Genomic DNA, 12,648 nt, shown 5'->3' with positions numbered 1-12,648 from the left:
ATGGCCTGTTAACAATTTAACAGGCCATTTTTAATTTTTAACATCATTAAAATCTTGATTTCCATTTTGACAATAATCGATCAGGAAATCCATCTCAATCTGTTTAAAAAGAATAACCAAAACCTACGTTAAGGTAAATATTATGCATACTGAAATCGATCGAGTTGAAATCTTTTTCTAAAATATTATTGAAGCTATATGTAAGGTCTGTCAATAATTTAAAATGTTTATTCATTTTCCATTCTGTCCCAAGTTGGGTACCCCATTGAAATTTCCGAATATTGTCCGAGAAATCATATGTGGCCTGACTTCCGTCTTCAAACGATATTTTTGTTCCTGTTGGCGTATTTTGTCTTAAATAGCCATCCGATACATATCCATCAAATGTATTGTCAATCAATCTTGAAAAATAGAGACCTCCAAATAAATTCCATTTATCCGAAAGTTTATAAACAGCCAAAACAGGTATAGTAAAATATGTATTACTCACATTTGTCTGTACTTTTCCAGTATAGTAACCTCTTACTTTTGAATTATCCTTAACCACTTCTGTTAGATAATTCTTAACACGGGCATTGGTCTTCATTCCTTTTTCTTCAAAGCGAAGTCCTAATCGCACTCCCCATTTTCCATTTTTATGTATCCATTTAGTAGCGTTTGCTTCTAAACCAAAACTAAACCCGGGATTAAAACTTTCAATCTTTCTTATTTCACGAGGCATACCCAATGGACTACTACCGCCTACACTAAATTGAGCCTGTACTGCGTAATCAATATTTGTATTAAAAAAATTTGCACCACGGTTAGCTGTACTGTCTTGCGCCTGGGCATATTGGGTAACCATTAAACAAATAGCTACAACATAGAGTATTCTGTTCATTACAATAGTTTTATTATTTATATTCATCATTATTTTTTTTGACCTGTAACAAGCTCTACCTCATCAATAAATAAAGTACTTCCTACAGCACCATTAAAAATATCTCCTTCTATACTTGAACTAAATACTATAGTATACATATATTCTTTAGCTGGGTCAAAAGTTTTGCCATCCACAAAAGAAAAAGGCACATTAAATGCGGTCCATTTATCCGTTTCAATTTGTTCTTTGGAACCAATTCTAGCCACGCTGACAATACGGGCATCTTTAAAACCATGTGTACCTGTTAAGAAATTTTTATTTAAATCAGCTGTCTTCTCAAACAAAATTGCATATCCATCCCAGGTGTCTTGAGTAAGCTGTGATGTTTTGGAGTTATTTAGGAATTTTTCTCCAGCTTTGTATTTAAAAAAGCCCTTTAATGCTATGGGATTAGTATCGCTATTGTAAGGAATACCAAATCGAGTAGAATTTACCGTAGGAAAAGTCAACCTAAACTCTCCAACGAACAAATTACCAGCAGCCAATGGTGAACCGAACATCCCACCCAATGGACCGGTATCTTTCGTCATTAATTTAGCGGCCTTACCTAAATAACCATCTGTAACCTGCGAAGTTGGATAAAAAGATGGCACAAGATCCTTTTCATCTCCAACAAGTGTCCCAGCAAGAATATTATAGCCTTCATTTGCGGTTTCCCATATGAACTTTTTCTGACCTTGTGCTGTCAATTCAAAAAACTGATGATAATGACCAACAGGATTGTCCGTGTTAACAACTTGTGCATTTTCAAATGCAGCATAAAAATCTGCTCCTTCGTCGACGACAAATGAGACTGTATAAGTTTTTGACCAGGCACCATCTTGAGAAGTAACAGTATATTGCTGTGGTACTGAAAAATCAAGTTCTGTACCGCTTTCAGGTAAGATGCTCGCCCCTGACGTTACCACAAATTCTGGTGCATGAAGATAAGTACCTGAAAAACGTTTTAATTTGAAAATAATCGTATTATTACCAATAGAAGGTGCTGTACTCAGCATTAAATCATCGTTAGGAATGCTTGCTTGCTCTATATCAGCCTCTGTATTCAGTGCTTCTTCTTTAATACAGCTATTCAATCCAAAAAGCAGTATCATACAAATCATAAACGAGAGAATTCGTTTTTGTTCCATAATAAATTAATATTTTAGTGTAAAATATCGTTAATGTATATTGAGAATTATTAACGTGGCGCAAAGTTAAGATTGTTGGGGTAACAACTTAAATTTAGCGGAGAAAAAAGCCCCTTGTCTCTAAAACTTGACAATTAAAGGAAATTCAACTGTTATTAAAGATTTTCTTTTATCTTTTTAGGCAATGATGCAAACACAAGATCATAACTATGATCAATTAATTCCAATAACTTCTGATCTGTCAATTCGCGATTTGCATGCACAGTGTTCCAGTGCTTCTTATTCATATGATAACCAGGAAATACGGTCTGTCCATACTCTTGTCTCAGTGTAATGGCATACTCTGGATCACATTTGACATTAAAAGATAAACTATCCAATTGATCTAAACCAACTAACAGGAAAACCTTAGCGGCAACTTTAAAAACCAAAGTATCTGGTCCAAAAGGAAGCTCTTCTGTAACTGCAGGCTTAGCTATACAATATTCACGTAGCTCTTCGATATTCATACAGGCTATTTTTTTTAAAGCTAAGAAATATTTATTATTTGCAAACTATACTGTTGTCTATTCTAGTTGTAAAAACAACGTCTATTGTTAATTATTGTTAATAGTTGTTTGTTTTTATAACATTGTGATTACAGAAATATTCGGACCCACTTAATATTCTATATTTGCGACATAACTTCACCTAAATACTATGATGAACAGGATCCTTTTTCTGGTTTTATTTTTTTGTACAACATTGAGCTATGGTCAATCCTCTATAAAAGGTAAGGTCTTAGATAAAGGTGAAAACAAACCCCTCATGAATGCTTCTGTGATTTTACTATCTGCACAGGATTCTATATTAAAAGTATTTACTCGTACAAATGAGGAAGGCAACTTTTCTATTCAACCTCTAGAAAAAGGTAATTATCGCGTACTTGTAACTTATCCAAAATTTGAACTATTTAGTGACCTCATCACTGTAGAAGATACAAAGATAGATTTACATGATATTAAAATCAGTTCTAGAGCTCATGTTCTTGAGGAAGTTGTAATCACACAAAAACTACCTATAAAAATAAAGGGTGATACGATAGAGTATAATGCGGGTAGTTTTGAAACTGAAAAAAATGCCAAGCTTGAAGATTTATTAAGAAGATTACCGGGAATGACTGTGTCTTCGGACGGAACTATTACTGCTCAAGGGAAAACCGTATCAAAGGTATTGATAGATGGTGAAGAATTTTTTGGTTATGACCCTAAAATTGCGATTCGCAATGTTAGAGCAGATGCTATTGACAAAGTACAGGTATACGAGAAAAAATCTGATGAGGCTGAATTAACTGGAGTTGATGATGGAGTACGTATCAAAACCGTCAATGTAGTACTGAAAGAGGAAGCGCGAAAGGGAATTTTTGGAAATGCAAATGCTGCTCTAGGAACAAAAGGTTTATTTGACGCAGCACTATTTGCTGCTAAATTCAACAGGACGGAACGTATCGGATTGACTGGCAATTGGAATAACATGGGTGGCGGAAATGATTCTCGAATCAGATCCAATTCGAGCATACAAGGCAAACCAGAATACAAAAATATTGGTATTAATTATGATAACGTGTTTTTAAAGAAAAGATTGTCCTTAAACTCTAGTTACAATTTTAATAATAATAGCGCTTCTAATGAGAGGCAATCCTACAGTAAAGAGATTTTTCCAGATAAAATGCGAGAAACTACGGGCTACAGCACTTCAGATGATGATACTAAAAATAATAATTTCCGAACACAAGTTCGATTCAAAATTGATTCTATCCAGAATTTGGATGTTCAATTCAATGCGGGTAAATCAAATTCTCAAAGTAAAAGTACCTCAAATCGCACTATAACGAATAACGATACTACGCTAACAAATACTTTTAAAGAAAGAAATAATTCTAATGGCAATAACGATAACGCGGATTTTCGCATTAATTATAGAAGAAGATTAAATAACAATGGTAGATCGTTAAATGCACAGTTCAATACCCAGATATCGCAAAACAAATCTATTGCACAGGTAAACTCTACGACAAATTATTATAAAGAAAACGTAGTTGATAGCGTGGTGCTGGATCAGCAGCGTGTTAACTCCAGCACCAGCAATCGAATCGGTGCTTCTTTAAATCTTAATGAAAAAGTGTTCCAGGATCTATATTTGACCTTAGGGTATACGATGAATACCAATATTTCCAAAAGTCTTAATAATTCGTCTAATATAGATGAATTGGGAAAATACACCAAATTGGATTCTCTATATTCAAAAAATGAAGAAAATAGAAATTTCAATCAAGGGGTTAATATTCAAATAAACTATAATCTTAAAGACAAAATAAACGTCACTATTTCAAATACGATAAGCTATAAAAATCAAAAATTAATCGATACATATCGCGATATTGACCTAAAGCGTAACTTTTGGGATAATAACCTAAATATGAACATCAATTATAAATTAACATTAAATAAAAATTTGATGGTCAGTTACAGTACATCTAATAAGATACCAACGTTTGGACAATTGCAATCTTTACAACCATTAACGAATCCATTATTTATACAATTGGGGAATCCTGATTTAAAAAAATCGACCGAAAATTCTTATAACTTCAATTTCAACAGTTTTAGTATTTTAAGAAGTTCTAGTTTCAATATTAATGCAGGAATTAGTACTACTCATAACCCGATTGCAAACAAAAGGGTGCTCGATACACTTGGTGTTACGACTAGTAATTATGTAAATATTAGTGATAAAGTCAATTGGTCTGCGCGAGTTTATTCAGGGTATAGCAAGCCAATATTCAATAATTTACTTCAGTTCAATCCCAATGCAAATCTAAGTTATGGTAATAGTTACGATTTTATCAATGGTGAATTAAACAATTCTAAAAATTACAATGCGAGTATAGGCTTTGGATTAAATAAACAAAATTCTAAAGTGATTGATTTCAACTTTTTTAGTAATATCGGCATCGACCGACAAGAAACTCTTTTAAAACCTGAATTAAATAACAACAGCTTAAGAACTAATCTTAATGCTGATATTAAATATTTCCTCCCTTACAAATTTGATTTAGTGCAGGTGGTTAACTATGGTTATACAGGTAAAAATAAAGTGTTCACAAAGGCTATTCACCAATTTTATATGAACCTCGAATTAAATAAAAAATTGATGAGCAATAATCTTCAATTGAGTTTAAAAGCTTTTGATATTTTTAAAACATTTAATACTATTAATCGATCATTTGATAGCAGTAATTTTTCTGAATCACAGCAACAGCTCTTAACGCAATACTTCATGGTCGGATTGAAATGGGATTTTAACAAAAACTTAGGAAAGAAAAATGACTAGATTATTAATAGGTTTTATGCTTTTATTAAGCGGGATGAACTCATTTGCCCAGCATGCATATTTTACAACGAAAGGTAGCATCCAATATGAGAAAGTCGTGTATACAAAAGCACGAATGCGAGATATAATGGCAAAATATGGAGGTAATAATAGGGGTATGATGTATATGGGAAATATCGATGAGATGCCTGAAAGTTCGACCTCAAACTTCGTATTACAATTTGATGAGAATCAAACTGTCATGTCTCCTAGCGATACGAGTACACCAGTAAAATCAACAATGACAGCTCCTGGTATTACAAAAGGTAGTCGTTCCTCAGGGGGAGGTTCTCGCGGAGGTGCAGGTGGCTCGCAAAGAAATAATAATGGAGGAAATCGTATGGGGGGAATGATGAGAGGAAATAATAAGATGGGTGAGAAAATATATGTTCAAAATCTCAGATCCAGAACTTCGGAGATACAATTACAAATAGATGAAAAAATCCTGATCAAGGACAGTCTTCAACAAGTTACTTGGCGATTTACGGATGAGTTTAGAACCATTGCTGGTTACGAGTGTAGACGTGTCAACGGAGCAACAAAAGATTCATTGTATCTTATTGCATTTTATTCGGAAGAGATTCCAATTTCTGCAGGTCCTGTTTTAACTAATGGATTGCCTGGTATGATATTAGGACTTGTAATTCCTGAAATGCATATTAATTACTGGGCTACAGAAGTCAAGTTTACGAATGATGAAATTTCAAATTCGTGGAGAGATAAAAAAGCGAAAGAAATGACGGCTAATGATTTTTTCAAATTGCTTTCTAGCAGTATATTTAGAGGTAGAGGAGGAAATGAATCTGAGCAAAGAAGACAAATATTAGAACAGATTATCTACTAAATCATCTGTTCTAATATTTATCAGGATAGTAGCCTTACTATTTCTTGTTGTATAGCAACTCCTTTATCATGATTATACCATTTTTGAATTTCTTCTTTTATCTCATGAAATTCAGCTCCCTTCTCCTTCATCATAACAAATAAATCTGTACAACCTTGAGGGCGTGGCCCCCAAACGGCAATATCTTCACCTTGTTCGTTGCGAATGATTAATTTAGGAATAGATTTGCCACCATTGGTCAAGTATTGTTCAATTAGATAAGGTTCCGAATCACGGAGTTGAATATCCAATACAATAGCTGGATTGTTTTTGACCAACTGGTAAATCATGGGTACAGAATGTGCTGCATCTCCACACCAAGGTTCTGTAATCAAAATCCAATGTTGCTTTATTGATATTCCATTTATAAAAGAAGTGGTTTCAGCATTTGGCTGGAATTTTTTCAACCAACGGTTCATACGTGACCAATTTAGCTTCGTATAGCTTAAAATTTCTTCATCTTGATAAACTTCATATTGCTGTGGATCATCTAATATGGTTTGAAAATAAGATATGTATTCGTCGAACTGCATAAAATAGCTTTTTTATTTAGGGACACAATATGACAAAATTTTGCCATTTGTACAATTCAGACATAATAAATAAACACAGAAATGACAGTTTGTCACCAATACTGACGTTACATTACTAATTTCATCCAATTTCATGCAAACAAAATGATTGGCACAAGGGTTGATTAGGGTAGATATACAAACAGATTAGTAAAAAATAAATATATATAATATGTCTAAAATAATAGGAATCGACTTAGGTACGACCAATTCATGTGTTGCTGTAATGGAAGGTAACGAGCCGGTAGTTATTGCTAACAATGAAGGTAAACGTACAACTCCTTCTATCGTTGCTTTTGTTGAAGGTGGAGAACGTAAGGTTGGTGATCCAGCAAAACGTCAAGCGATCACAAACCCAACTAAAACTATTTATTCTATTAAACGCTTTATGGGTTTATCATATGATGAGTCTGTAAAAGAAGCGCAACATGTACCTTACAATGTAGTAAAAGGCGACAATAATACACCTCGTGTAGAAATTGACGACCGTAAATATACGCCTCAAGAAATTTCGGCTATGATTCTTCAAAAAATGAAGAAAACTGCAGAAGATTTCTTAGGTCAAGAAGTAACTGAAGCTGTTATTACAGTACCTGCATACTTTAATGATGCACAACGCCAAGCAACTAAAGAAGCTGGTGAAATCGCTGGTCTAACAGTTAAACGTATCATCAACGAGCCAACAGCTGCAGCTTTAGCTTACGGTCTAGATAAAGCACACAAAGACATGAAAATTGTTGTTTTTGACTGTGGTGGTGGTACACATGACGTTTCTGTATTAGAATTAGGTGATGGTGTATTTGAAGTAAAATCTACTGACGGTGATACTCACTTAGGTGGTGATGACTTTGATAACGTAATCATCAACTGGTTGAATGATGAGTTTAAAAACGAAAACAATGGCTTTGACTTGAAAAAAGATCCAATGGCGTTGCAACGTTTGAAAGAAGCTGCTGAGAAAGCTAAAATTGAGTTATCAAGCACAACTTCGACTGAAATCAATTTGCCATACATCACTGCTGATGCAACAGGACCGAAACACTTAGTTCGTCCTTTATCACGTGCTAAATTTGAGAGCTTAGCTGCTGACTTGATCAAACGCACAATCGATCCTTGTCGTTCTGCATTGAAAAATGCTGGATTCAGTACAGGTGATATCGATGAGATCATCTTAGTTGGTGGTTCTACACGTATCCCTGCAATCGTTGATGCAGTAAAAGCATTCTTCGGAAAAGAGCCTTCTAAAGGTGTTAACCCTGATGAAGTTGTTGCATTAGGTGCTGCTATCCAAGGTGGTGTATTAACTGGTGAAGTGAAAGACGTATTATTATTAGACGTTACTCCTTTATCATTGGGTATCGAAACTATGGGTGGTGTAATGACTAAGTTAATTGAAGCAAATACAACTATTCCTACTAAAAAGTCGGAAACGTTTTCAACTGCTTCTGATAATCAACCATCTGTTGAAATCCACATCTTACAAGGTGAGCGTCCAATGGCAGCTCAAAACCGTACGATTGGCCGTTTCCACTTAAATGATATCCCTTCAGCTCCTCGTGGTGTTCCTCAAATTGAAGTAACATTTGACATCGATGCAAATGGTATCATCAAAGTTTCTGCTAAAGATAAAGCAACTGGAAAAGAGCAAAATATTCGTATCGAAGCTTCATCTGGTTTATCTGACGAAGAAATCAAAAAAATGAAAGAGGAAGCTGAAGCAAATGCTGAAGCAGATCAAAAAATGAAAGAAGAAGCAGACAAAATCAATGGTGCTGATGCTTTGATTTTCTCAACAGAAAAACAATTAAAAGAATACGGAGATAAAATTTCAGCAGATAAAAAAGCTGCTATCGAAGCTGGCTTAGTAAAATTAAAAGCTGCTTTTGAAGCTAGAAGTTTTGCTGATATCGATTCTGCTTCTGCAGAAGTAAACAATGCTTGGAATGCTGCTTCTGAAGAGATGTATGCTGCTTCACAAGGCGGTTCACAACCTCAAGGTGATGCTGGTCAAGCTAACAAAGGTAACCAAGGTGGTGATGATGTAACTGACGTAGAATACGAAGAAGTTAAGTAATCTAACTCCTCCTCAAATAAAAAAGCTCGAAGATTTGTCTTCGGGCTTTTTTTTCACTTATTTTATCAAAACCATACTTTTGTTCTACTGGAATATACATCTATCAATATCTGATATTACAGCACGACCATAGAGGTTTCAGCCAACTGCCAAATGGTCTTTAGATCGATACGATTACTTTTTGTAATGACTCAATATCCCTTTGTCTAATGTTGCCCAAATACCTGCTGGCATATTTGCTTTTTTTAAGGCTTCATTTGTCCAAGTATTACATGAGTAAAACATACTATATGATCCCTTTGCTTCATAAAAAGCATCTGAATCTCCATACTGTGCACTGGTATTAATTACAATGGGTTTATTTTCAGTATCATATTCCAACGATGACTTCACAAAATCAATGAGGGACTGATATTGTACCGTATCAATCATGTACTTAAAACATAGCTCGCTTTCGGTTATTTCTTTATGATAAGTTACGTGAAGTGCTGTCTCGCCAATACCAGTTGCAGCAACAAATGCAGTAGAAGCTTTTAAATCTTTCCATTCTGGAGTATTTAAATAAAAACCCTTATCACCCCAGCCTACTCCCACATAACTATAATCTGTTTCTTTTCCCTTGTTATTTTGAAAGGGAAATAACGTGGACCACTCCATCTGACTGGTTTTAACAGGTACTACCAGATCAGTATGAACACCATTGGACATAATATACACGGCAACCTCTTTCGGCAGTATAGAGGGCTCCCTATGTGCACTCATGCGTGAAAGAATGCGCTCTGACAACCAGTACACAAAAACGATCACGATTATGCTGATTAGGATATATAATAACACTTTCAATATTTTTTTCATGTTTATAATGGACTTGAATACTAGGATGAAAATACTTCCTAATATTCAAACATAAAAAAAACCCGTAACAAATGTGACGGGTTTAAGAAAATACTATGATTATATCTTAAAATAATTTTTCTGGATAAGCTCCATCGGCGATTAATTTTAAAATAGATGTCTGTACAATTTCCTTATCTTCTTTATAAGTAACACCGAACCATTTTGATGATGTCGGGATAACTTTAAAATCGGCTTGCTTAGTTTGCACCAAATAATCTGCTACAGAAGGTATAAAAAACTCGGATTTAGGGTCTTCTGAATTTTTTTCAACAAAATCTTTGAACATACCTTCAGCAACTTCAAAAACCTTAGGAGTGAAACCCCAAAAATTCATTGATACACGGCTTTTTGGATCCAATTCAGTAATGACATCGCCTTCTTCAAAGACAATCTTTTTCTCACCGTCAAGTTCTTTATAATAAATTTTAGTGCGTTCTGTTACACTTTCCATATGTCCAGAAGGACTTACTTCACAAACACCTCTAGATACATAACCATAATCGGATAGCGTATTGCCTACTTGAAATCCCATTAACGCCATTTGCTCATCTGATACTTCTGTTGTTAAGAATTTCGCCATTTTTTGGTAGGAGTCTGTTCCATAAAAATCATCAGCATTGATTACACAAAAAGGTTCATTGACATTATTTTTAGCACTCAATACCGCATGTGCAGTACCCCAAGGTTTAGCACGCTCTATTTCACGGTCAATGCCATATTTCTTCAAATCAAAATCTTGGAAAGCATAATCTACTTCGATCTTTCCTTTCAATTTTTCGTCAAAGACCTCTTTCATTTTATCTAAAAATTCTTCACGAATTATAAATACTACTTTGCCAAACCCAGCATTGATAGCATCATAGATAGAATAATCAATAATAGTTTCGCCGTGAGGCCCAAAAGCATCGATCTGTTTCAATGATCCGTAACGGCTAGCCATACCTGCTGCCAAAATTAATAAAGTTGGTTTACTCATATCCAATTTCTAGGTCGTTTCTAGTTTAAATTTTTGCAAATATATACATATTAGATTACTTTTTCTTAAAGAATGCTGTTAACAAACCACTTGCTAATTTTCCTAACAGCTTGACCCCTTCCCTAGCTAAGGTTGTTGTTGCCGTTTTCTGTGCAGCTTCTAATGGGGTCTGTCTTCTTGAAGTGCTTTTTGAACGCTTTTCTTCTTCTTTGGCACGGGTCAATTGCTCTTGTTGATGTGCAGCAATTTCCATTTTCTCATCGATGATCTCTGCTGCGGAACGATTCTCTTCGCGCTGCTGATATTTGGTATACAGATCTGAACGCGTTATGAGGTCATCATAGGTCGTCGTATCTGCTGGTCCCATTACAGCTCGAGCGGGTACAAGATGTGTAGCCACGACTTCTGTAGGAATTCCTTTATCATTTAACACCGTAATCAATGCTTGCCCGGTGCCCAATGATGTCAAAATTTGATCAATTGCATAAAAATCCGATTTTGGATAAGTCTTGACGGTCTTTCTTAAGTTCTCGGCGTCATTTGGCGTAAAAGCACGTAACGCGTGCTGAATACGATTGCCCAATTGGGCTAAAACAGATTCTGGAACATCTGTTGGAGATTGAGTACAGAAGAAAATACCAACCCCTTTGGAACGAATCAATCTCACAATTTGCTCGACTTGTTTCATGAATGTCTTTGAAGCATCTTTAAACAGCAAGTGAGCTTCATCAAAAAAGAAAACCAATTTTGGTTTATCTAAGTCTCCTACCTCAGGTAAATTTTTAAATAATTGTGCTAAAATACTTAATAAAAAAGTTGAAAATAGCACTGGTTGGTCTTGAACATCCGAAATATTCAATAAACTTATAACTCCCTTACCATCTACTTTTTGAAACAAATCTCGGATATCAAATTCCTTCTCGCCAAATATATGCGCGACTCCTTGTTGCTCTATAGCCACTATTTTACGTAAAATAGTTCCAGAACTTGATGTACTTATTTTACCATAATCATCTTTAATCTCTTCACTGCCTGGACCATCGGCCAGATAACTTAATAATTTTTTAACATCATTAAAATCGACTAAAGGCATATTGTGATCTTGCGCATATTTAAATATTGCGGCTAAAACTCCAGTTTGCGTATCATTCAATTCCAAAATTCGTGCTAATAGAATCGGACCAACATCGGATACTTTAATCCGCATAGTGGTTCCCTTATTCCCAGTCAATGAAAACAATTCAACAGGAAAACTAGCGGGCTGAAATGGAACACCAACGGCATTACCTCTATCGATAAGTGCTTGATTGGTTTGGCCCTCTAGAGCTAGACCTGACAAGTCACCTTTGACATCCAACATGAAAACAGGAACACCACTGTCGGACAACTGTTCAGCAATCAATTGTAAGGTTCGCGTTTTACCTGTACCCGTTGCCCCAGCAATCAAACCATGGCGGTTCATCATTTTTAAAGCTAAATTAACTTGAGCATCAGCAAGGATATTTCCCTCTAAAATACCGGCTCCTAAATAAATGTAGGCACCTTTAGGATTATAGGATGCTTTTACTTTTTCAATAAATAATGCTTGATCTTCCATTCTTTAATATACTAGTTTTATAAAGGAACCAGTCCTTATCTTAAAAATACCTCCACCTTTTACAAATTATATTTCTTAGATTAAATATAGAACGAAATATTGAGTCTTTGTAATTTTTTTGTCAGCAAGGACTTTTTTTCAAAAAATTAATAATTTTTTAACATGAAAAATGTATTTTTACGTACT

At 34.9% G+C, this 12,648-nt stretch carries 10 protein-coding genes; 3 read left to right on the top strand and 7 right to left on the bottom strand.

Annotated features, from left to right (window positions below; genetic code table 11):
- Positions 1–103: 103 nt before the first annotated feature.
- The 3 genes from B3P23_RS08015 to B3P23_RS08005 form a co-directional block, all read right to left on the bottom strand.
- On the bottom strand, positions 104–880 hold the full coding sequence (locus tag B3P23_RS08015; RefSeq protein WP_293925316.1) for a porin family protein: 777 nt from the start codon (positions 878–880) through the stop codon (positions 104–106).
- Positions 881–909: 29 nt separating this feature from the next.
- Complete coding sequence (locus tag B3P23_RS08010; protein WP_293925315.1) at positions 910–2,052, bottom strand: PCMD domain-containing protein; 1,143 nt, start codon at positions 2,050–2,052, stop codon at positions 910–912.
- Between the two features lie 155 nt (positions 2,053–2,207).
- Positions 2,208–2,561: an MmcQ/YjbR family DNA-binding protein gene (locus B3P23_RS08005; RefSeq protein WP_094773210.1), complete on the bottom strand. Its 354-nt coding sequence runs from the start codon at positions 2,559–2,561 to the stop codon at positions 2,208–2,210.
- 190 nt (positions 2,562–2,751) lie between these two features.
- Here B3P23_RS08005 and B3P23_RS08000 point away from each other — a divergent pair, with 190 nt between their 5' ends.
- The gene (locus B3P23_RS08000) at positions 2,752–5,424 is read left to right on the top strand and encodes an outer membrane beta-barrel protein (protein WP_293925314.1); all 2,673 of its coding nucleotides are present in this window, start codon (positions 2,752–2,754) and stop codon (positions 5,422–5,424) included.
- Positions 5,417–6,307 (top strand): GLPGLI family protein, encoded by an 891-nt coding sequence (locus tag B3P23_RS07995; protein ID WP_293925313.1) that lies wholly within the window; start codon positions 5,417–5,419, stop codon positions 6,305–6,307. Before B3P23_RS08000 ends, B3P23_RS07995 begins: the two co-directional genes overlap by 8 nt.
- 20 nt (positions 6,308–6,327) lie before the next feature.
- Here the strand turns inward: B3P23_RS07995 and B3P23_RS07990 are convergent, their stop codons facing one another.
- The gene (locus B3P23_RS07990; protein WP_293925312.1) at positions 6,328–6,879 is read right to left on the bottom strand and encodes a thioredoxin family protein; all 552 of its coding nucleotides are present in this window, start codon (positions 6,877–6,879) and stop codon (positions 6,328–6,330) included.
- Positions 6,880–7,090: 211 nt separating this feature from the next.
- Here B3P23_RS07990 and dnaK point away from each other — a divergent pair, with 211 nt between their 5' ends.
- Positions 7,091–8,992 carry a molecular chaperone DnaK gene (gene dnaK / locus B3P23_RS07985; protein WP_045752415.1) on the top strand — a complete coding sequence of 634 codons (1,902 nt, stop codon included), beginning with the start codon at positions 7,091–7,093 and terminating at the stop codon, positions 8,990–8,992.
- A 174-nt stretch (positions 8,993–9,166) separates the two neighbouring features.
- On the opposite strand, the gene B3P23_RS07980 is transcribed toward dnaK, so the two are convergent.
- From B3P23_RS07980 to B3P23_RS07970, 3 genes are all read right to left on the bottom strand, one after another.
- Positions 9,167–9,847, bottom strand: coding sequence for a TIGR02117 family protein (locus B3P23_RS07980; protein ID WP_045752416.1), 681 nt, complete (start codon positions 9,845–9,847; stop codon positions 9,167–9,169).
- A 106-nt stretch (positions 9,848–9,953) separates the two neighbouring features.
- Positions 9,954–10,865, bottom strand: coding sequence for a nucleotidyltransferase family protein (locus B3P23_RS07975; RefSeq protein ID WP_293925311.1), 912 nt, complete (start codon positions 10,863–10,865; stop codon positions 9,954–9,956).
- A 55-nt stretch (positions 10,866–10,920) separates the two neighbouring features.
- Complete coding sequence (locus tag B3P23_RS07970; RefSeq protein ID WP_293925310.1) at positions 10,921–12,462, bottom strand: helicase HerA-like domain-containing protein; 1,542 nt, start codon at positions 12,460–12,462, stop codon at positions 10,921–10,923.
- Positions 12,463–12,648 lie beyond the last annotated feature (186 nt).

This window comes from Sphingobacterium sp. UBA6320 (assembly GCF_002440335.1).
Lineage (GTDB): Bacteria > Bacteroidota > Bacteroidia > Sphingobacteriales > Sphingobacteriaceae > Sphingobacterium.
This window is presented reverse-complemented; position numbering and strand designations above follow the sequence as displayed.